This window comes from Tolypothrix sp. VBCCA 56010 (genome assembly GCF_050875635.1).
Lineage (GTDB): Bacteria > Cyanobacteriota > Cyanobacteriia > Cyanobacteriales > Nostocaceae > Hassallia.
Genome location: NZ_JBPAOH010000070.1, coordinates 16,148 through 37,498, shown reverse-complemented (window position 1 = coordinate 37,498; position 21,351 = coordinate 16,148). Strand labels below are relative to the sequence as shown.

The 21,351-nt window shown below is 41.5% G+C and carries 15 protein-coding genes; 11 read left to right on the top strand and 4 right to left on the bottom strand.

Going from position 1 to position 21,351, the window contains the following annotated elements:
- From AABK37_RS22530 to AABK37_RS22520, 3 genes are all read left to right on the top strand, one after another.
- The coding region (locus tag AABK37_RS22530) for a hypothetical protein (protein ID WP_432553755.1) at positions 1-1,306 on the top strand (1,306 nt) is incomplete at its 5' end.
- Positions 1,307-1,851: 545 nt separating this feature from the next.
- Positions 1,852-2,127: a hypothetical protein gene (locus tag AABK37_RS22525; protein ID WP_432553754.1), complete on the top strand. Its 276-nt coding sequence runs from the start codon at positions 1,852-1,854 to the stop codon at positions 2,125-2,127.
- 11 nt (positions 2,128-2,138) lie between these two features.
- A complete protein-coding gene (locus tag AABK37_RS22520; protein ID WP_432553753.1) occupies positions 2,139-2,531 on the top strand; it encodes a type II toxin-antitoxin system VapC family toxin in 393 nt (130 codons plus the stop codon).
- 159 nt (positions 2,532-2,690) lie between these two features.
- On the opposite strand, the gene AABK37_RS22515 is transcribed toward AABK37_RS22520, so the two are convergent.
- Together AABK37_RS22515 and AABK37_RS22510 are read right to left on the bottom strand one after the other, a co-directional pair.
- Positions 2,691-7,934: an nSTAND1 domain-containing NTPase gene (locus tag AABK37_RS22515; protein WP_432553752.1), complete on the bottom strand. Its 5,244-nt coding sequence runs from the start codon at positions 7,932-7,934 to the stop codon at positions 2,691-2,693.
- Between the two features lie 530 nt (positions 7,935-8,464).
- A complete protein-coding gene (locus AABK37_RS22510) occupies positions 8,465-8,620 on the bottom strand; it encodes a lmo0937 family membrane protein (RefSeq protein ID WP_432553751.1) in 156 nt (51 codons plus the stop codon).
- A gap of 257 nt (positions 8,621-8,877) precedes the next feature.
- Between AABK37_RS22510 and AABK37_RS22505 the strand changes: the two genes are divergently transcribed.
- Positions 8,878-9,243 carry a VOC family protein gene (locus AABK37_RS22505; protein WP_432553750.1) on the top strand — a complete coding sequence of 122 codons (366 nt, stop codon included), beginning with the start codon at positions 8,878-8,880 and terminating at the stop codon, positions 9,241-9,243.
- A gap of 118 nt (positions 9,244-9,361) precedes the next feature.
- On the opposite strand, the gene AABK37_RS22500 is transcribed toward AABK37_RS22505, so the two are convergent.
- Positions 9,362-9,622 (bottom strand): ChaB family protein, encoded by a 261-nt coding sequence (locus AABK37_RS22500; RefSeq protein ID WP_432553749.1) that lies wholly within the window; start codon positions 9,620-9,622, stop codon positions 9,362-9,364.
- Between the two features lie 553 nt (positions 9,623-10,175).
- Between AABK37_RS22500 and AABK37_RS22495 the strand changes: the two genes are divergently transcribed.
- Both AABK37_RS22495 and AABK37_RS22490 read left to right on the top strand, forming a co-directional pair.
- Positions 10,176-10,694 carry a hypothetical protein gene (locus tag AABK37_RS22495; RefSeq protein WP_432553748.1) on the top strand — a complete coding sequence of 173 codons (519 nt, stop codon included), beginning with the start codon at positions 10,176-10,178 and terminating at the stop codon, positions 10,692-10,694.
- Between the two features lie 57 nt (positions 10,695-10,751).
- Entirely contained in the window at positions 10,752-11,063 is a 312-nt protein-coding gene (locus tag AABK37_RS22490) for a hypothetical protein (RefSeq protein ID WP_432553747.1), read from the top strand.
- On the opposite strand, the gene AABK37_RS22485 is transcribed toward AABK37_RS22490, so the two are convergent.
- Positions 11,020-16,389 (bottom strand): nSTAND1 domain-containing NTPase, encoded by a 5,370-nt coding sequence (locus tag AABK37_RS22485; RefSeq protein ID WP_432553760.1) that lies wholly within the window; start codon positions 16,387-16,389, stop codon positions 11,020-11,022. The genes AABK37_RS22490 and AABK37_RS22485 overlap by 44 nt on opposite strands.
- A gap of 51 nt (positions 16,390-16,440) precedes the next feature.
- Here AABK37_RS22485 and AABK37_RS22480 point away from each other — a divergent pair, with 51 nt between their 5' ends.
- From AABK37_RS22480 to AABK37_RS22460, 5 genes are all read left to right on the top strand, one after another.
- Positions 16,441-16,647, top strand: a complete 207-nt coding sequence (locus AABK37_RS22480) for a hypothetical protein (RefSeq protein WP_432553746.1) — start codon at positions 16,441-16,443, stop codon at positions 16,645-16,647.
- A gap of 38 nt (positions 16,648-16,685) precedes the next feature.
- Complete coding sequence (locus AABK37_RS22475) at positions 16,686-17,858, top strand: sigma-70 family RNA polymerase sigma factor (RefSeq protein WP_432553745.1); 1,173 nt, start codon at positions 16,686-16,688, stop codon at positions 17,856-17,858.
- Positions 17,859-17,999: 141 nt separating this feature from the next.
- Positions 18,000-19,172 (top strand): DUF1822 family protein, encoded by a 1,173-nt coding sequence (locus AABK37_RS22470; RefSeq protein WP_432553744.1) that lies wholly within the window; start codon positions 18,000-18,002, stop codon positions 19,170-19,172.
- Between the two features lie 138 nt (positions 19,173-19,310).
- Positions 19,311-19,778, top strand: coding sequence for a DUF4870 domain-containing protein (locus AABK37_RS22465; RefSeq protein ID WP_432553743.1), 468 nt, complete (start codon positions 19,311-19,313; stop codon positions 19,776-19,778).
- Between the two features lie 446 nt (positions 19,779-20,224).
- Positions 20,225-21,349 (top strand): Gfo/Idh/MocA family protein, encoded by a 1,125-nt coding sequence (locus AABK37_RS22460; RefSeq protein WP_432553759.1) that lies wholly within the window; start codon positions 20,225-20,227, stop codon positions 21,347-21,349.
- Positions 21,350-21,351: the final 2 nt, after the last annotated feature.

Below are 21,351 nucleotides of genomic sequence, written 5' to 3'. Positions count from 1 at the left end.
AGGTTTGGTATTGAATGCCAGCGGTGAAAACCCGTTTGTAAGTGGTGAAAATCCGGTTGCAGGTGGTGAAAATCTGGTTGTAAGTGGTGAGAATCCGTTTGCAGGTGGTGAAAATCTGGTTGCAGGTGGTGAAAATCTGGTTGTAAGTGGTGAGAATCCGTTTGCAAGTGGTGAAAATCTGGTTGCAGGTGGTGAGAATCCGTTTGCAGGTGGTGAGAACCCGTTTGCAAGTGGTGAGAACCCGTTTGCAAGTGGTGAGAACCCGTTTGCAAGTGGTGATGCACCTCAGCAACCATCCTTCGATATCTCGCAATTCATCTTCGGTAACGACAACAAGCTAACATTCTTAACTGGTGATGGCAGTGTGCCTCAGTTATCATCCTCGGAAATATTAAAGACTGTCCAAGCTAATATCTTAAACGTAACTGAAATTCTTAACTCTGGAAATCTGTTTGCAGAAGGTAACAATACACCTTTGCAAACACCGTCAGATTTGTTGAAGCTGTTCAGGAATGATATATTCAGCTTTAACAGCGGTGTCAACGCTGTCAACGAACTTGCTAGTGGTGACAGTTCGTATACTGATGGTAGCAACCCGTTCCTCAGCTTATTTGCTGGTGGCAGTCAAGATAAGGAAATACCGTTTGATATTTTGAACGTTGCCTTAGAAGGAATTTTACCCTTCAATGGCAAAGATAACGTATTTTCTACCCCAGAAGGTGAACTACCCATTGGTTATGGCAATCACGACTTTGGGATTAAGAACGCAACCATCGGTAATGCCAACTGGGATTACGGTAACGCCAACGCAACTATCGGTAATGGCAATTGGCTTTGGGACTCCAGTACTCGCAACGCAACCATCGGTAATGGTAACTGGAATTTAGATGCCTCTCATGACAACAGAACTGTTGGTAATGGTAACTGGTATTGGAATTCTACTAGTGACAATACAACCCTTGGTAATGGCAATTGGAGTTTTGGAAATAACAACACAACTCTTGGTAATGGTAACTTTGACTTTGGCAGTAACAATACAGTAATTGGTAGTGGCAACAAAGTCTTTACCAGTAACAGCATAGTCATTGGTAATGGCAATTGGTCTGTCGTTATTGACAAATCAAGTGCTGGTGCTAGCGACTTGATGACTCAGCTAGATACATGGGTGTCTATTATGGGAGTCAAAGATGCTACTGATAATCTAGTGAATTCAGTGTTGGGTAAGTTGGGTGAAGCTTTTGAGCCGCTAACAGGCGATCTTACTGCATCAGGTACTAAGACATATGACCGACTATTTTTATCTTAAGAGTTTCATAGTAAGGTTGTTTTCTTAGCGCGATCGCTACCCTAAAAACCCGGTTTATTAAACAAACCGGGTTTTTTGCAGGTGAAACCGTGCGTCCCATTCGTTTATAATCTGGCAAAGTTGCCTTGACGGACTAATAGAGAGAAAAACTTTAACACTTGCGTACCAGTAGTAGGGTGTGTTACGCCGAAAGTACGGCACCTATTATCTTAGGACTTACGCACTCATGTCGTCACCAATTGAATTTAGGTAGGGGCAATTCATGAATTGCCCCTACGAGACTTGAGTTTTGCGCTCATTCCTATATCTGTTAGCCGGTGCGTTAGGCAAAGCCTAACACACCCTACTGGATAATTTATTTTTTGGAAGTCCCTTAACGCTGTTTAATCGTTAGCGATCGCATACTACCCTAAAAACCCGGTTTGTTAAACAAACCGGGTTTTTTGCAGCGAAACCGTGCGTCCCATTCGTTTATAATCTGGCAAAGTTGCAATGATAAAATTATCTTAAATTAGAATAGTAGTGATTACAGGAATAACCATACAATGAAGATTAGAGGAATCAAACGTGGTCAAACTATTGAATTATTAGAGCAAATTCACAGTATTCCTGATGGAGCAGAAATAATCGTTAATCTAGAACTTCCTCCTAATGAACCTGTGGAGGCAAAACTAGACTTAACAGATGAAGAAAGACTAGCAAAATTAAATCAATTATTTGGAGTTTGGCAAGATCAACCAGAGTTAATAGACATCTTTGCTGAAATTGACCAGCAGCGTCATACTTACCAAGGAAGGGTGATAGACTCAATAGATGAATAGGAAAAACACTAATGTATCTCCTAGATACTAACATTTGCATTGCACTGCTTAACGGCAATCCCAAACTAGTACCTATATTTAATCGCTATTTTAGCCAATGCTATCTCTCTACAATAGTAGTTTCAGAACTTTACAAAGGTGTTTACTGTTCTAAACAAGTTGAAAAAAATTTAGAAACACTAGCACAACTAACTGAACTATTACCCATTGAGCCATTTGATATAGATGCTGCCAGAGAATTTGGTAAAATCCAAGGTGAATTGAGGCAAATTGGTAGACCAACAGGAGAAGTAGATGCACTAATTGCTGCCGTTGTCCGTTCTCGTAAAGATATTTTGGTTACGAACAATATCAAAGATTTTGAAAATATACCTAATTTGCAATTAGAGAACTGGTTAGAGTAGTAAAAAGGCTGTATGAGTATTTCTGCAAGTGAGCGATCGCTCTTATTTATACACTACCAGGAAAAACGATGTCACTACACCTAAATTATGAGCGATCGCTTGATTATATATTCTCACAAAAGGGGCGATCGCTACATTTCGCCCTTCCCCTTTTCCCTTTCACCCTTCCCCCTTCTGGCAGATATTGCGATCGCCTGTATTAAAATGGGGGTTAGTTGTCAGATAATCGTGCAAGCGATCGCATCCACGCTTTAATAATTGCGACAAATTCAATGTTTGCAGCTCTATCCCCGTTAACCGCCAAATTTTTACTGTTTTATCTTGACTTGCCGAAACAATCATCTTACCATCTAAACTAAAATTCACACTTCTGACATCACCAGTATGTCCCTGAAAAGTTCTCAGCAACATACCACTGTGTACACTCCAGAGTTTGATGGTGTCGTCATCACTAGCTGAAGCAATCATTTTACCGTCAGGAGAAAAACTCAAATTATTAACCGCATCAATATGTCCGGTTAAGTTTTGCAACAAGCTACCGTCACGACTCCAAAGTTTGACTGTACCATCCTGACTGCCAGAAGCTATTATCTTACCATCTGGGCTGAAAGTTAAAGCCCAAACACTAGCATTATGTCCATTAAGAGTTTTCAACAAACGACCATCGCGACTCCAAAGTTTGATAGAATTGTCAGCACTGGCTGATGCTAACAATTGACCATCTGGGCTAAATTCAACATTAGTTACCCAACCGTTATGCCCCTTGAGAGTATTTAGCAAGCGACCGTCAATACTCCAGAGTTTAACAGTTTTGTCAGTACTCGCAGAAGCGAGGATTTTCGCATCAGGACTGAAGCTCATATTAATTATCCAATCAGTATGCCCTTTGAGGATATAAAGCAAAGAGCCATCACGTTTCCGCAGTTGGATAGTATTATCAGCACTCGCTGTTGCCACCGTATTTTCATCCTGAGTGAAGCTAATGCTGGTAATATCGTTAATCGGCGAAGGAATAGATTTTAGCAGCTTACCGTCTAAACTCCACAATTTCATCGTTTTATCGTTGCTGACCGAGAAAACGGTATTAGCATTCAAATTAAACCAAGCGCTATTCACACTATCGAGATGTCCAACAAGAGTTTTTGGCGCATTGATATCAAAGTTCCAAAGTCTTATGGTATAATCATCGCTAGCGGAAGCAAGTAGTTGACCGTCTGAACTAAAACTAACGCTATTGACTACATGGTTATGTCCCTGTAGAGTCCCCAACAATTGACCATCCAAACTCCAAAGTTTGATAGTTTTATCAACACTCGCCGAAGCGATGATTTTACCGTCAGGTGAAAAACTAACGCTTCTAACATCGCTGTTATGTCCAGTTAGCGTATTAAGTAAACGACCGTCACGACTCCACAGTTTTACGGTATTATCAGCACTAGCAGAAGCAATTGTTTGTCCATCTTTTGACCAAGCTACACTCAAAACCTCATCGGTATGTCCGCTCAGAGTTTTCAGCAAGCGACCATCCAGACTCCACAGTTTAATTGTGCGATCGTCGCTACCAGAAGCGATAATATCACCTTGAGGTGAAAAAGTAACGCTATCTACACCTTGGCTGTGTCCGGTGAGAGTTTTCAGTAACTTGCCATCCCGACTCCAGAGTTTGATAGAATCATCATCGCTACCCGAAACAATCATTTGACCGTCAGGGGAGAAAGCAACGCTATTAACTCCATCATTATGTCCGGAAAGTGTTTTCAGCAACTTGCCATCCCGACTCCAAAGTTTGATAGTTGCATCAGTACCTACCGAAGCAATAATTTGACCATCAGGAGAGAAACTCACACTATTGACTCCATCGCTATGTCCGCGTAAAGTGTGAAGTAACTTGCCATCACGCTTCCAAAGTTTGATAGTTGTATCAGTACTTGCCGAAGCTAGCATTTGTCCATCGGGAGAGAAACTGACACTACTCACCCAAGAATTATGTCCTATCAAACGGTTGCGTTCTTGAGTTTGATCGATCGCCTGTTGTAAAGTAGTTGTAATTGCAGTTTTAATCTGTTTTGTAGTATCAGGATACATCACCTGACTGAAAAACATCATCCTCTCTAACTCTTGCCCTGCCTTAACACTAGTTAATAGTGCTTCTAGTTGTTTATGCGAGAAAAGAAAGTTTTCTGACAAAGAATTTAAAGCTTGTATTTCTCGCAACTGGGCTTTTTGACTTTGCTGATAAGCTAAACCTGCAAAAGAAAAAGCAGCTATTCCCAAGATACTGATAACAGTAACAGCTTTTTGCGCTTGTTTGAGTCGGCGTTTTTCTTGCAGTTGTTGTCGTCGTCTTTCTTCTAGACAAGCAGCAATAAATCGTTGAACATCAAAAGATAGTTCCTCAGTGTAATTGATATAAATATCTTCCGCTTCAGCCAAACGCACACCTTGCAACAAAAAATCAGCTTGTTCACCCCCATGTTTCCACAGCTGTGCAGCTTGCTCAATTTGACGTTGCGATCGCAATCTACCACGATTTTCCTCTAACCACCATCGCAAAGTAGACCAGTAGCGAATCAGCACCTCATGGGCAACTTCTATCGTCACGGAAGAGGAGGGGGGGAGGGGGGGATGGGGAGAGGGGGGGAGAGGGGGAGGGGGAGACAGGGGGAAAGAATTATTCTCCTTGTCTCCTTGTCTCCTTGTCTCCTTGTCTCCTTTTCCCCCTTCCCCCCTCCCCCCCTCTCCCCCTCTCCCCCTCCCTCCTTCTTCCAAATTCACCACTACCAGCTTTGCAGCAGTTAACGCTGCCAGTGTCTTTTCTACCAATGGCGCCGGATATTTTTTCACAATTAACTCTGATTTATACACCCGTCGCCGAGTATCTTCCGTACCTTCACCTAATTGCGTCAGTGATAGAAAAATCCAACGAGCGCATTCTTGAGCTTCAGCGTCTAAACTCTCGTAAACAGCTTGCGCTTTACTTTCCAGCGCTCCTTTAATTCCACCCAAGTGCTGCTGATAAGCTTGTAAAGTTAACTTACCTGCAACTCGATGTTCCCACAACTGCTCTAAAACGAATTCTAAAAGCGGTAAATCTCCGGGTGAGCGGTGTAACTCTCGCAACAGCACTTCAACTAACACTGGCTCAACTGTTAAACCGACTTGTTCGGCAGGGTTAATAATAACGTGGCGATATTCCTCTTCATTTAAACAAGGCGGTACGAGAATGCTAGACTGTTGCAAAAGCTGCGCTAATTTCGGTATTTCCAAACAAGGTGCGATAAAATCTGCCCGCAGAGTGATGACTATTTTCAGCTTACCTTCGCTTAATTCCAACGCCTGCAAGATAAGCTCTAAAAAGCGCTGTCTGTCAGCAGCTTTAGCAAGGGTGAATAATTCCTCAAACTGGTCTATAACTAACACAATTACTGGTTCTGGTCGGTTACTTAACCAGTGAGCGAATCCTTGTCCCCCTTGATACAACATTTGTTCTAGTTGTATTTGCTGGTAAGCTTTTTCTTTCTCAGTACCGCTATCCACCAAGCGTCGCGATAAAGCTAAGAGCGGATTTGCACCAGGACGAAAGCTTTTAATCCACCATTCATCGCTACCGGGTAATTGTTTACCGCGTTGCAGTTGAGCGATTAATCCCGCTTGCACAACCGATGATTTACCGCTACCAGAGGCACCAACTACGGCAAGAAATGACTTACTTGCCAAGTGATGCATAAGTTGCTGAGTTAAAGCTTCTCTACCGTAGAAATACTGAGCATCTTCAGGAGTAAAAGCTCTTAATCCCCGGTAAGGGCAAAGTCCTAAATCAATTCCTTCCGTTAACTTGATATCTCTGATGCCAGTGGTAGGTATAATTTCGATAACGCCTTGAATCCCGGATACCCAAATGTGCAATGGCAATGTATTTGAACAAGATAGTTGCAATTGAGTAATCCAACTAGCTACCGATAAACTATTTTGCTGTTGGGCAGCTTTCAGGGTATCGTGGAGAACTTGGGCGAATTGTTCGGGATTGTCTTTTGGGGAAGCTGCGGCAATGATACACTGTCCTTGTTCGGAACTTAGTTGCAAGTCTTCTAGCCAATCTTGTAATGAGACTTGTTGCGTTTGGTCACAAAGACAATCTAAGATGATAATTTGTTGAGTGTAAGGCGATCGCCTGAGTTGTTGTCTTAACCAAGAGCGACTCAATTCAATATCCGACCCCACTACCAACACAGCTTCACCCGCTGAAGTTTCCTTTATTCTTCCGCGCAGATATAATAAAACTGTTGCCTCATGTTCTAAACTTTGAGAATCTTGCTTTTTCTGCAAGCAATTCTGCATTCCTTCTTGAATATATGAAGCACTTATTTTATCAGCTTGTGGCAAATACTTTAACTCAAAGCCACCAACACCGCGCAATAATTTACAAAAATCGAGAGTCGTCTTATTAGTCGTCAGTCCCTCAACAATCAGCGCTTGTCGCAAAGAGGAAGATTTTACAACTTCTGATTTTAAGCCAAGAACAATTTCCCCAACTCCTTCAACAATCCGCTTCGGAGTTTGCAAAGGATATTCTGAATAAAGTCTGGTTTCTCCCCTACCTCTTTTTTGCTGATTAATCAGTCGCAGTTGTTGATTAGTTTGCTCGATGTATTGCTGCGTCTGATGATAAATATATCGATAAAGACCATCCGCTTCAATCAAACCGCGTCCATCAGCAGCTTCACCTCGCAACCCCCGCATTAAATAATAAGTAAAGACTCCGTGTCCTAATTCCGGAAATTCCCAAGATTGCTGATCTGTGTCACAAGAAAGCAACGCATAAAATCCTTTGCTCTTTTTCGCTTTTTGCCGCAACAAATCTACCATTTGCGGTGTCAAGTTTTCGCGGTTTGGTATTTCTCCTTTTGCTCCCTTGAGTGACATACTACCGCTATGACAAGCATCCAACAATACCAACTGAGTCTGCGCTCCACTATGTCCCAATAAATGTAATAATTCCTGTAATCCTAAACCTGTATTCAGTAAATTATTGGTTTGCGTATCTGCCAGACACAAAACTACCTGCCCATTTGACTCTAGCATCCCGTGTCCAGAAAAATAAAATAAAATCGTGTCTTGTGGTTGAGCCGCAGCAGCAATTTGCTTTAAAGTAGTACGAATATTTGTTAGTGTCGGCAACTCTGATGAAAAATCGTGGTGAGTCCACACTTCAGTCTGCGGAAAAGCTTGAGTTGCATCAGCTAAAGCTTCTCCTAAACCCTGACAATCAACCGCTGAGTAGCGCAAAGACGGCAATCGTTCATCTTGGTATTGGTTTACACCCACCAACACCAACCAAAGTTTTGCGTGTCCGGTTTCTAAAGCATAAGTTGATCGACTAGTAGCAACGCCTAATGGAGACATTTTGTTTAAATTCCGATACGGGTAATAGCAACCAATCTCGAAAATATACGTAAAATTTTTATGTTGATATAAATACTGATTATTTAATAAGAGTCAAGTTTTTCTAGGTTGGCTGCTACGAGTTTATGCATTCTTGTTGAAGGATATATCCGGAAAACTTTACAAATCTATATACTTAAGTAGAGAAAAATTAAGGTTTTATGAAAAAATCCGCTAAATCAGGCTATGAGTAAACGTATTCTGATAGAATTTGGTATACGTAATTAGTTATAAAATAGGCGTTGCATATTAACGGACAGGATACGTACCCCACAAAACTTTTAGTATTGTTGTGAGGTGTGCCGGAAAACCCGCCCTATTTTACGTTTATTAATGTTTTTAAGCAAATTGATATTTTTAGAGGAATGAGCGCTTTTCCTAAAGTCTTGTAGGGGCAATTCATGAATTGCCCCTACGTAAATTCAAGCTTTTACGACATGAGTGCGTAAGTCCTATTTTAATTACCAACACCCTTACTTTTGAGATATCCTCTAAAAATCGGTACGTGCTTTGAGGAAGTTGTAAACAGCAAGAGCAATTGCTAGAAGTAACAGTGCATGAATTAGACTGCCTGCAATATGAAATGCTAATCCCAATGCCCAAAAGACGACAAGTATAACTACAATGCCCCAAAGGATACCAAGCATAATTTTTTACTATTAAAAGTAGTTTGATTCAATTTTAGATGTTTGATAAATTAGATGATAACTATCTTGCGGATGAATTATTGACGATTATCTTTTAGTTTTATTACTTTTCCTATCTCATAAAAATCTATATATTTTCCACATATTTCTTAACAATTACTGGTGTCAGTGACAAAAAGATAAGATAGAAGAGAAGCACACGAATGTAGTAAAAAACTTTTTTGTTATCAATTTTAAGACAAAGGAGGAAGTGTGACATGACGATTATTTTAAATCACACTATAGTACCCGCACGCGATAAGGAAACATCGGCACGGTTCTTTGCAGAAATTTTTGGTTTAAAGGTTGAGTCGGATTTTAGTTACTTTGCCCCCGTGCAAGTCAATGATACTCTAACGCTTGACTTTGCCGATCGCCAGGAATTTGAGTCACATCATTATGCATTTCATGTCAGTGAAGAGGAATTTGATAGTATCTTTGCACGGGTAAAAGAGGCAGGTCTTGAATACAGTAGTGACCCCATGCATCATAATAAAGGTGAGATTAACCACAGGAAAGGGGGGCGTGGCTTCTACTTTTATGACCCCAATGGTCATAATCTGGAACTATTAACTCGTGCGTAAATTTTTGCTATAAAGCAGCTTCAAGTATTTTCTACCTGCAATCAGCAGATGATGCCTGTGTTAATACGGTCATAAACTGTAACCAATAAATAGAAGTTAAATCGGTTGTGGTCTAGGTTTAACTTTTTTTATGCCAATTGCCATCTTCCCCTTTTTCGTAGTCACGCTTTACCGCTGCCCAAGCGACTTTAAATGCTGCTTCTTCTTCGTCATATTCTTTTAAAGCATTGTTAAACGCAGCAATAAATATTTCAGATGCGTGTTTGGGTAAATGATTTTTAACTGAGTCAGGTAAATCGGCAATATCTTGATATGGCATATGCTTATTATCTCCAGTTAAGAAATTTAAATTGCGGATGCCGTACTTTTGGCGCTTCATATCCTACGTTAATTTTACTGCGTAAGTCTGTCTTATAATTAAAGGCGATCGCACGCCATATAAGCGCTCATCAGGGCAAATATAGCATAATCCTGGCTCTCATCCCACAATTGCGCGACTGCATGGGATGAGCTTAACTATATTTTATAAAATAAATCTTAAATTATTCGGTTGCGATAACTAAGTAGAACGTATTATAGTCATACTTAAGTATATAATATTACCAGGAACAAATACTTGATCGAGGTAGTCTTGCGAGTTGGGATTTAAATTTTTGGATTAAGTGATACGCCATGTATCAGCATACTAAGACTTTTCAGCCCAACGGCAAATAAAAACCGTGCAAATCTACGATCGCCAAAACGACAGAAGACTGCATAAAACAACTCAAGGATATCTATTAAGTCTGTGAAACGATGCAAATAGAAAAAGATTGAGGCTATTTAAGTTTTGGCAAGTTTACGCTATTTTCGGGAATGCTTTCATGGCATTGGGTAGGTAAACGTATTGCAACAAAAGTTTTAGTCTCTCACACACCAGGAGATTATTTAAGATGAAAAAGCGAGTTTTGAGGGTGATACGAGTTATTTTCAAGGTGAGTAGATTTAAGTTTCTTAAATTATTGTCAAAATTAAGTCACACAATTCTCACTCTTAAATCTAAAATCGAAAAAGGTCTGAAAAAGTCAGGTAATAAACAGGAGAATGATTTACAGCAAGAAACAGAAGAAATTTCCAGGAGAATAGGAGAATCAAGAGTTGATCCGCAACCAACACAACCACCAACTCCTGCACGACTGGACAATGAACTAGACCAAACAGAAGAAATTTCCCGAAGAATAGGAGAATCAAGAGTTGATCCGCGACCAAAACAGCCACCAACTCCGATACGAGTTAGAAAAATAGGAAAACCAACAGTCAATCCGCAACCAAAAAAGCCACCAAATCCTATACGACTGCGGAAAATAGGACAAGTAACAACCACTTCGCGAACGACTTTTATCGGAGTGAGAAAAATAGGAGTTGCAACAGTCAATCCCCGACCGAAGAAGCCACCTCGTCCGCTGCGATAGTAGCTTTGCTAATAATAAAAACCACTGTACCTAAGAAGAGAATACACCAAAATTCATATGAAAAAGCAAATTGTAATGGCGATCGCTTTACCAATAGTATTGGCTAGTGCAACATCTAGTTTTGCTGGTGAAGTTGTGAAAAAGCCAGTAAAAACACCCAGCGTTACTGTCAAACCAATCGTATCTGCACCCGTGACTGGTGCAGGAGATAACACACAAAGAATTGGTGAAGGCAATATCAAAAAGAAACCCGTGAAACCTCCTAACCCTCCCCGTAGAGAACAAATTTTGGTTAACCAACGCCAAATTTTACAGCCTGTCAACTCTACTGTTTCAAATCGAAACACAAATCCCGCTCTTGGTTACTAAGCTTGGGGCTATTCTCTAAATAATCATGCAACCATCGACAACTGCGAGTCAACAGATGATCTAAATCTGTGGTTTGCAGTTCTTTGCTATCAATACGCCAAAATTTAACCGTACCATCTTTACTGGAAGAGGCAATCATTTTACTATCAGGGCTGAAACTGACATCGTTGACAGCTTGGCTATGTCCCGAAAACGTCTTTATTTCTATACCATCAATACTCCATAATTTCACTGTATTGCCGTCACTAGAAGCAATCATGTTACCTTGCGGATTAAAAGTTACATTCCAAACTGCCTCAGGTTGCTCTAGCAGAGTTTGTAGTAACTTACCATCGCTTACCCGCCAAAGTTTTATAGTTTTATCAGAACTAGCAGAAGCGAGGATATCACCTTTAGCGTTAAAACTTATACCACCTACAGCATTAGTATGTCCAGTGAGGGTTCGCAGTAACTTACCATCGCTTACTCGCCAGATTCTCACTGTGTTATCTCTGCCACCGGAAGCGAGAATATCACCTTTAGGGCTAAAACGGACGCGAAAAACTTCACCGTTATGTCCTGTTAAGGTTCTAATAAGTTTGCCATCTTTTACTCGCCATAATTTAATAGTTGCATCCGCACTTGCTGAGGCGAGAATATCTCCCTCTTGACTGAAAGTGACATTATTAACTTCATGTTCGTGTCCTAGCAGCGTTTTGATCATATAGCCGTCACGAGTTCGCCACAGTTTCACCCAGCCTTCAGCACCAGCAGAAGCCAGAGTTTGCCCGTCTGGACTGAAACTGACACCATAAACAGCATCTCTATGTCCCAGTCCATTAGGCAACTTGTCTAATCCTTCTAGAGAAAAGCGCAAAGTCATATTCGGTAGTTGCCAAAGTTTGATTGATTTGTCGTCACTGGCTGTTGCCAGGAGATTACCTTGTGGGCTGAAACTAACACTATTTACCCCAAAGTTCTGTTGAGTGAGAGTTTTAATTAAACTGTTGTCTCGCCGCCAAAGTATAACACTTTGATCTCCGCTAGCTGAGGCTAAAGTCTGACCATCCGGGCTGAAACTAACACCAAAGACTTCTATAGTGTGTCCCAGGAAAGTTTGCAACAGAGTGCCATCTTGGAAATTCCAAAGTTTAATTGCGGTATCAAAACTAGCTGAGGCTAAAGTTTTACCATCGGGGCTGAAACTTACCGATGTTACTTGATCGCTATGTGCTGAAATTGTTTTTGGCATAGCATCGCTAATTCTCCAAATTTTGATAGTTTTATCAGCACTACCTGAAGCTATTTTACCGTCAGGACTAAAAGCCACACTGTTAACTGCCGCAGTATGCCCAGTTAAAGTTTTTAGCAAAGTCCCGTCACTAATTCTCCAGATTTTAATAGTTTTATCAGCGCTACCTGAAGCGATTGTTTGACTGTCGGGACTAAAACTGACACTATTGACATCACCATTATGACCTGACAAAGTTTTTAATAATTGACCATCACTAACTCTCCAGATTTTAATAGTTCTATCAGCACTACCAGAAGCAATCATATTACCATCAGCAGACCAACATACACTATAAACCTCAGCCGAATGAGCGTTAATAGTTTTAATTAAAGCACCGTCACTTATGCGCCACAGCTTTACAGTGTAGTCAAAACTAGCAGTAGCAATCATTTTACCGTCAGGGCTAAAGCTGACATCTCTAACCGTGCGCTGATGTCCTGTCAAAGTTCGCAACCACTTACCATCACGTCCCCAAAGATTCACTGTTTGGTCATCACTCGCAGAAGCAATTGTCTGACCATCAGGACTAAATTTAACACTGTTTACAGCTTTGCTATGTTTCTGCAAACGGTTGAGTTGTTGAGTGTTAGAAAGTGCATGTCCTAAGGAACTTACTGTTTGAAATTGCACATCTGTTGGTGCGCCAATAATTTGCTTTAGCTGCTTACCTGCTTTGACACTAGCAATTAGTGCATCAAGCGGCTGATTCGATAAAAACTTAGCTTCCGATGATGAATTTAATGCTACGATTTCTCTAAGTTGAGCCTTTTGACTTTGGAAATAAGCTAAACCAGCAAAACTCGAAGCTGCTATTCCTAAAAACGAAAGTGCTACAACGGCTCTTTGAGCTTGTCGAAGTCTTCTTTTTTCTTGAAATTGTTGGCGTTTTCTTTCTTGTAAACAAGCTTCAATAAATTGCTGAACATCCGCAGAAAGTTCATCAGTGTATTTGATGTAAATATCTTCCGCTTCAGCCAACCGCACACCTTGCAACAAAAAATCAGATTGCTGACCACTTTGCAACCATAATTGTGCAGCTTGCTCAATTTGACGTTGCGATCGCAATCTACTACGATTTTCCTCCAACCACCAGCGCAAAGTTGACCAATGGCGAATTAGAATTTCATGGGCAACTTCTACCGTCACTGGAGGGAGTGGGGAGTGGGGAGTAGGGAGTGGGGGGGATGGGGGAGATGAGGGAGATGAGGGAGACAAGGGAGACAAGGAGGAGGGGGAGGACAAGGAAGATGAAGATATAGAAATTTTTCCCTCATCCCCTTGTCTCCCTTGTCCCCCTTGTCCCCTTGTCCCCCCCTCCTCCTCCCCTCCTCTCCCCTCCTCCTCTTCCTCCAAGTTCATCACAATTAACTTGGCAGCAGTTAACGCTTGCAGAGTTCTTTCCACCAACGCAGCTGGATATTTTTTCACAATCAACTCTGATTTGTGTATCCGTCGTCGAGTATCTTCTGTACCCTCTCCTAACTGCGTCAAAGACAGAAAAATCCACTTAGCACATTCTTGCGCTTGGGGGTCTAAACTTTCGTAAACAGCTTGAGACGATCGCTCTAATGCTCCTTTAATTCCACCTAGTTCGTCTTGATACGCTTGCAAAGTTAACTCACCTGTGGAGCGATGTTGCCACAATTGCTCTAAAACAAATTCCAATAAGGGTAAATCGCCGACCGAGTGATTTAACTCTCGCAGTAAAACTTCTACTAACTCTGGTTCTAGTTTTAACCCTACTTGTTGAGCCGGGTTAACAATCACCCGTCGGTAATCGTCTAAACTCAGCCTGGGTGGAACTAATACACTCGACTCCTGTAAAACTTCAGCCAGTCTCGGTACTTCCAAACAAGAGGTAATAAAGTCCGCTCGTAAAGTAATAATTAACTTAAAACGGTCTTTCGCATATTCCGCCGCCCCCAGCACCAATTCTAAAAAGCGCTCTCTGTCTGTAGTTGAGGCAAGAGTAAATAATTCCTCAAATTGGTCTATCACCAAAACTACCATAGGTTCCGGTCGATTACGCAGCCAGTAGACGAAGCTTTCTACACCCTGGTGGAGGATTCCTTCTAGGAGGAGATGGGGAGGGGGAGAGGGGGGGAGGGGGGGATGGGGGGATGGGGGGAAAGAATTATTCTCATCGTCCCCTTGTCCCCTTGTCCCCTTGTCTCCCACTCCCCCCCTCTCCCACTCCCCCCCTCTCCCACTTTTCTCTCCTCCCAGCCGTTGTGCCAAAACCTCTATGGGATTTGCACCTGGGCGCAAAGTTCTAATTAACCACTGTTCGCTGCTGGGGATTTGTTTACCCAGTCGCAGTTGGGGAATGACACCGGCTTGGACAACTGAAGATTTACCGCTACCAGAAGCACCGACGACGGCGAGAAATGAGCGATCGCGCAATTGATGAATTAACTGCTGAATTAAGCTTTCACGCCCATAAAAATATTGGGCATCATTCTCTGAAAAAGCACTTAATCCCATGTAAGGACAGATACCTAAATCTAAACCTGCTTTTTCTTCTCGCCCTTGCATGTAAGTTTTTTCTCTTAAGATTTCGATGATACCTTGTGTACCGGAAAGCCAGACGTAGAAAGGAATATCGCTACCGGCTAATTGTAATTGCAATTGAGCGATCGCCCCAGCCGCAGATAATCCGTCTGCTTCCGCTGCCGCTGTTAAAGTATCAAATAAAGTTTGGGCGAATTTTTCAGTTGACGACGCAAAAGAAGCACAAGCAATTATACACTGTCCCTCTTGGGAGTCGATTTGCAAATCTTCTACCCAATCTTGTAGAGATGCAGAAGCAGGACAATCGAGGATGATGATTTGTTTGGCATTACAGTGACGTAGTTGTTGTTTTAACCACGATCGCTTGATGCGGATATCTTCTCCCAGCACCAAACCATCGATAGCTTCAGTTTCCTCGATGCGTCCGCGCAAATAAAGTAAAATAGTTTCTGATTCGGGCGAGTCTAAAACACGAGCGATCGATGAACGCACATCCTCAGCAGCAGCTTTTGTCGCTTGCAAATATTCTAAGTTAAAACCGCCAACACTACCCAAAAACTTGCTAATATCTAAAGTTGTCGTACTTCCTGATAGTCCCTCTACAACTATCCCCAATCGGCGATGCACATCATCATCAGCTTTTTCTTGCCTAACTCCTAAAATTATTTCCCCAACTCCTTCAACAATTCGTTTAGGAGTTTGTAAAGGATATTCGCGCTCAAGCTGAGTATCTCCTTTGCCTCTTTTCTGCTGATTAATTAATCGTAATTGTTGATTAGTCTTATCAATATATTGCAACGTTTGATGATAAACATAGCGATAAAGTCCATCAGCAGAAATTATCCCCTTTGAATCTGCTGCCTCACCTCGCAACCCGTGCATTAAATAATAAGTAAAAACTCCATGTCCCAATTCGGGAAATTCCCAAGATTGCTGATTATTATCGCAAGAAAGCAAAGCATAAAAACCTTTACTTTTTGCAGCAGTTCGCTGTAATACCTCTACTAATTGCGTTGTCGGGTTCAACAGCGGTTCTCTGATTGTTCCCCTTAGCGTCATTCCACCGCTATGACAAGCATCCAGCCAAACTAACTGATTCTGCGCTGGACAATTATCTAACAATTGTAATAGTTCTTGTAATTTTAAACCTGTATTTTTCAAGTTTGATTTTTGCGTATCTGCCAAACATAAAAATGCTTCCTGAGAATTTGGTTCTAGCATTCCGTGTCCGGAGAAATAAAATAAAACCATATCCTGCGGTTTAGCAGCAGCGGTAATTTCTTGGAGACTGACACGCACATTCTCCTTTGAAGGTGGTAAAGAAGCAAAATCGTGGTGAATTTTTACCTCTTTTTGCGGAAATTGTCTGGAAGCACCAGTCAAAGCATCCGCTAAACCCTCACAATCGACATATGAATAATTTAGCATCGGGAGTCCTTTATCTTGATATTTATTGACTCCCACAAGCATTAACCACAGCTTGCCTGTATCTGTTTTTTTAACTTGATTTGAACGACTAGTACCTACACCGATTGGACACATTTTAATTAAGTGTATTGAAATCTTAATATTTACTAAGTTGTGAATTGGGCATTGGGCATCGGGCATGGAAAGAATCTCTTATACAATCATGGCAAATCTCACGGGATAGAAATAACCTTTTACTCATGCCTAATTCCTAATTACCAATGCCCATTGCCCCATGCCCATTACCCAATTTTCAAAATTTCTAAATATTTAACTTTAAGCCGAAACATGATTCTCGTTAGTTGTAGTAAAGTTTGTGCAGGCGTGTTTTAACGCTTGCATTCCTTGCATAGGTCGAGATATTGTGTTTTATGCATCCAAGACAAAGTATTATTTCCATATTTTCAACTTTTGTGCAATTTAATGGCGATCGCTTTCACGGTTGGGCAACGGATAGTAAACTGCGTCGCAGTATGCAAAGTTGTGTAAACAAAACGCCACAAGAACGGCAAGAGAATTTTTGGGTACTTTATTGGTACAATTATATCTCCCTTCCTCGGGTAGAGAAACTTGCCAAAGAACATCTGATTGCTTATTTACAAGAAGTCTGCTATTGGACATCGCAAAAAACATCTGCTAGTTTTAGCAGTACTCAATATAAGTTACCAGATTGTTTTCAAATGGCGATCGCTTCTGTCGATAAAGTCCTCAAAGGTTTCAATCCCAACCAAGGCTTTATCTTAAAAAACTACGCCAGCGTCATCTTTGGTAGCGTCATCCGTGAAACTTTGCGTCAACGCGGCGAAATTGATATCTGTACTGAATGGGGAATGTTGCGGAAAATTAGTCAAAAGCGTTTGGTAGAGGCTTTGGAAAATGCTGGCTTATCTCCAGAGACTGTTACGGCTTACGTCCTGGCTTGGAATTGTTTTAAAACGCTTTATATCCCAAAGCAGCCTCAGGCAACACGCCAACTTCCTCGACCAGACAATGATACATGGAGTGCGATCGCTCAAGCTTATAATTCCCAAAGTAGTCAAAAAGTAACTTCGCAAATTTTGGAAACTTGGCTGCTCAGTTGTGCCAAACATGCGCGAAACTATCTTTATCCACCTTCGGCATCAATTAATGTTTCCCCCGCCGGTCAAGATACAAGCGAATGGATAGATAATCTCGCTGGAGAGGTAGATTCAGTACTTACCCAAATTATTACTCAACAAGAAGAACAAACCAGAATTTCTCAGCAATCTGAGATTAACAATGTTTTAGCCGCCGCAGTTGCCCAACTAGAACCAGAAGCACAACAAATTTTGCAACTATATTATAGTCAGGGGCTGACTCAGCAGCAAATTGCCAAAGAACTAGTTTTGCAGCAATATACTGTCTCGCGGCGACTCACAAAAGCTAGGGAAATTTTACTGCGAAATTTGGCTAAATGGAGTAGTGAGAAGCTGCATATTTCTGTCACCCCAGACCTACTCAAAAATATGAGTACCGTAATGGAGGAATGGCTGCAAGCTTACTACAGCGAATCTCCTTATTAAACCTCTTGGACTTATTTGGGAATAATGAAAGGGGTAAGGGTTGACAAGGAAGTATCAAAATTTCTCTTCCCTAATCCCTAGTCCCTAATCCCTAGTCCCTATTAACCCCCAAGTTTAGCCAAAATTTCCGGAGTAATTTTCATGACTGCCAACGCCGCCTTGTTTACTTTTGCATCCCCAACAGATTTGATTTTAGAAATACCCGCCAACGTTCAAAATCAGGCGTATCTTCACAGTCAATCTTTTTCTCATCCTAGTTCTGGTTATCAAGCTTATTTAAATGAACTTTGCTTGAATGTTGTTTTGGCGTGGCTGCAAGCAGATTTTGCACCCCAGGCAAAAGTATCGCCGAATATCAATGCTTTAGCAAGTTTTTGGGAACTGGTGAATGGGACTGCAATTGTATCAGACGGCATTCGATTTATTTTGGTTCCCAGCGAGGCAATGGATTTAAGTGAATTGCGAGTACCGCAAGAATGGGTAGATATATCTAGTTTAGCTGGTGATTATTATTTAGCAGTGCAAGTAGAACCGGATGAAGCTTATGTGCGAATTTGGGGCTATTGTAGTTATGAACAACTGAAAAATCAAGGAAGTTATGATGCAAGCGATCGCACTTATTCCCTTGATGGTAGTGATATCATTAGCGACATCAACGTTTTAACTGTAGCGTTACAACTTTGCCCGCAATCAAGTACGCCTAAGCTTATCCCGCAATTAGCAACTTTACCACAAGAACAAGCACAAAATTTAATTGCTCGTTTAGCAAACAAAGAAATAATCACACCGAGACTAGCTATCCCTTTTCAACTTTGGGGTGCGCTAATTGAACATGGCGGTTGGCGGCAAAGCTTATATCAACGCCGCTTGGGACTACCAGAACAGTGGTCAGTTATCCAATGGTTGCAAAACGGTGTTTCTCAACTTGCAGAAAACGTTGGTTGGGGAAGCTTGATGCAAGTAAGCGTCGCTGGTGCGCGGAGTGTCGAAGAAACACAACCACAGACAATTCTTTCTCGGCAGTTAGCGATCGCCGGTCAAACCTACGAACTGCGTATTATACCACAAAACGAAGGAGAATCAATTATTTGGCGCTTTGAATTGCGTAACGCCGCCGTAGGTGCAGCCATTCCCGGTGGATTTAAACTGAGACTACTCACCGAAGATTTACAAAGCTTCCCCAACAACGAAGATATAGCCATAACAGCCGTAGAGCAACTCTTTGTAGAAGTAGCGCTAGAACCAGGTGAAGGTATAGTATGGGAAATAGAACCCAAAAGCGAAAACTACGACCGAGAAATATTAAGATTTTAGGCATTGCTAAAGCGCGAATACTCTGGTGTGCCTAAAGCGTTTCTGCGTGAAATAATCCAGATTCTAAACCTTTATTTGGCTTTTTAAAATATGATACGGTGGAGAATTATTCCGTAAATCCACCAAAAGAAAAAAGCCATGAGAGGAAAAACCAAGCAACAAATCCGTGTATGGGCGATGTTGTGTCATCTCTCAGCTTTATTAGCGTGGATACTATTAATTTTAGTAATAATTATCGGTATTCCTTTGTATCTACCATTGAATGTTTTAGCACCATTGATTATTTGGCGAGTAAAAAAAACACAATATACGTGGGTTGACTTTCAAGGCAAAGAATCTTTAAATTTTCAACTTTCACTGACATTTTATGTTTTAATCCTCGTAATTATATCCTTGCTGCTAGTGTTTACAGGATTTGGCATTGCGATGACCAGCAATGGCACAGCCAATTATATAGAGATAATTTTCCGCACATTACTAATTGGGTGTAGTGCGATCGTTCTATTCATGCTTTTATTACAATCATTTGTAGTCACTTGTGCTGCTATGAAAGCTTATAGAGGTGAGTATTATCGTTATCCGTTCACAATTAGATTTTTGATATAGCAAAGAAACTCGGTTTTTCAAAATTGGGTAATAGGTAATCGGTAATGGGTAATGGTGAGTCCAGACTGTAGGGTGCGTTGCGCTACGCGACAACGCACCTTGCACAGTCGTTGGTGCGTTAGCTAAAAGCATAACGCACCCTACAATTTAAGACTGACAAATAATATCATTATATTGGGTAATAGGTAATCGGTAATGGCTAATGGTGAGTCCAGCGCCCCGCGCGGGTTCCCCGCGTTGAGGCGACTGGCGAACCCGAAGGGGGAATGGGAAAAGGGGGAAAGGGTAAAGGGTAAAAGGGAAAAGAAAAAGAATTATTACCAATGACGGCAGATGCCTCAACGGAGGGAACCTCCGCACGGCACTGCCTCCCCAATGCCCAAAGCAATTACCTATTACCCATTACCCATCTAATTTTAGGTAAATCTATGGCTTTAGGATGGCAAATGAATCAGGGTGCGATCGGCGTTGCAGTTGTGGGTACAGGATTTGGGCAAAAAGTCCACATTCCCGGATTTCAAGCACATCCTCGTACCCAAGTAGTTGCAGTATATAACCAAGACTTAGAAAAAGCTAAAGCGATCGCCCAAACCCATAATATCCCCCACGCCTGCAACAAAATTGCAGACATTGTTGCCTTAAACGAAGTGCAAGCCGTCAGCATTTCCACACCGCCATTTATGCATTATGAAATGGCAAAAACAGTACTCCAAGCCGGGAAACATTTATTATTAGAAAAACCCGTTACCTTAAATGCAGCCGAAGCAAAAGAACTTTATCAGTTAGCCAACCAAAAAGGCGTAATTGCAACAGTAGATTTTGAATTTCCCTTTGTACCTGGGTGGCAATTATTATCTGAATTATTATCACAAAATTACGTCGGTGTCAAACGTTTAATTAGAATTGATTGGTTAGGCGCTTCCAGGGCTGATGCTTCGCGTCCTTGGAATTGGTATTCTCGCCAAGACCAAGGAGGTGGCGTTTTAGGGTCTTTAGGTTCCCATGCTTTCGATTACATTTACTGGCTATTTGGACCGATACGTAGATTAAACGCTCATTTAAGTACTGCCATTCCCACACGAGTTGACCCCGCTACCGGAGAATCAAAGTTAGTAGACAGCGATGACACCTGTATGTTAATGCTGGAATTAGCAGATGGAACACCTTGTCAACTTTGTATCAGTTCAGTAGTTTATGCACCGCGTCCGCATTGGGTGGAGGTGTATGGCGATAAGGGTACATTAGTTTTGGGAAGCGAAAATCAAAAAGATTACGTACACGGATTTCGAGTTAAAGGTTCGCGACTTGGTTTACCGCTGACGGAAATAGAAATTCCCAATCGCTTGACTTTTAACAAAAACTATGCGGATGGGCGAATCTCTGCGTTTATTCGCGTAATTGAGCAATGGGTGCAAGGAATTGATCTCGGTGAGGCGATTGTACCATCGTTGCGAGAGGGAGTTTATTCTCAGTTGTTGATGGATTTATCTCATCAATCAAATGTGAGAAAAAGCTGGGTAGATGTACCTGATTTAGAAGCATTTTTAAGTCATAATATCAACTCTTTTTAATG

What these genes read in the sequence shown, in the direction of transcription:
- AABK37_RS22500 (WP_432553749.1), bottom strand. Translation starts at nt 9,622, where the DNA reads ATGAAGCGCCAAAAGTACGGCATCCGCAATTTAAATTTCTTAACTGGA.
- AABK37_RS22470 (WP_432553744.1), top strand. Translation starts at nt 18,000, where the DNA reads ATGACTGCCAACGCCGCCTTGTTTACTTTTGCATCCCCAACAGATTTG.
- AABK37_RS22515 (WP_432553752.1), bottom strand. Translation starts at nt 7,934, where the DNA reads ATGTCTCCATTAGGCGTTGCTACTAGTCGATCAACTTATGCTTTAGAA.
- AABK37_RS22465 (WP_432553743.1), top strand. Translation starts at nt 19,311, where the DNA reads ATGAGAGGAAAAACCAAGCAACAAATCCGTGTATGGGCGATGTTGTGT.
- AABK37_RS22505 (WP_432553750.1), top strand. Translation starts at nt 8,878, where the DNA reads ATGACGATTATTTTAAATCACACTATAGTACCCGCACGCGATAAGGAA.
- AABK37_RS22510 (WP_432553751.1), bottom strand. Translation starts at nt 8,620, where the DNA reads ATGCTTGGTATCCTTTGGGGCATTGTAGTTATACTTGTCGTCTTTTGG.
- AABK37_RS22490 (WP_432553747.1), top strand. Translation starts at nt 10,752, where the DNA reads ATGAAAAAGCAAATTGTAATGGCGATCGCTTTACCAATAGTATTGGCT.
- AABK37_RS22460 (WP_432553759.1), top strand. Translation starts at nt 20,225, where the DNA reads ATGAATCAGGGTGCGATCGGCGTTGCAGTTGTGGGTACAGGATTTGGG.
- AABK37_RS22520 (WP_432553753.1), top strand. Translation starts at nt 2,139, where the DNA reads ATGTATCTCCTAGATACTAACATTTGCATTGCACTGCTTAACGGCAAT.
- AABK37_RS22495 (WP_432553748.1), top strand. Translation starts at nt 10,176, where the DNA reads ATGAAAAAGCGAGTTTTGAGGGTGATACGAGTTATTTTCAAGGTGAGT.
- AABK37_RS22475 (WP_432553745.1), top strand. Translation starts at nt 16,686, where the DNA reads ATGCATCCAAGACAAAGTATTATTTCCATATTTTCAACTTTTGTGCAA.
- AABK37_RS22525 (WP_432553754.1), top strand. Translation starts at nt 1,852, where the DNA reads ATGAAGATTAGAGGAATCAAACGTGGTCAAACTATTGAATTATTAGAG.
- AABK37_RS22485 (WP_432553760.1), bottom strand. Translation starts at nt 16,389, where the DNA reads ATGTGTCCAATCGGTGTAGGTACTAGTCGTTCAAATCAAGTTAAAAAA.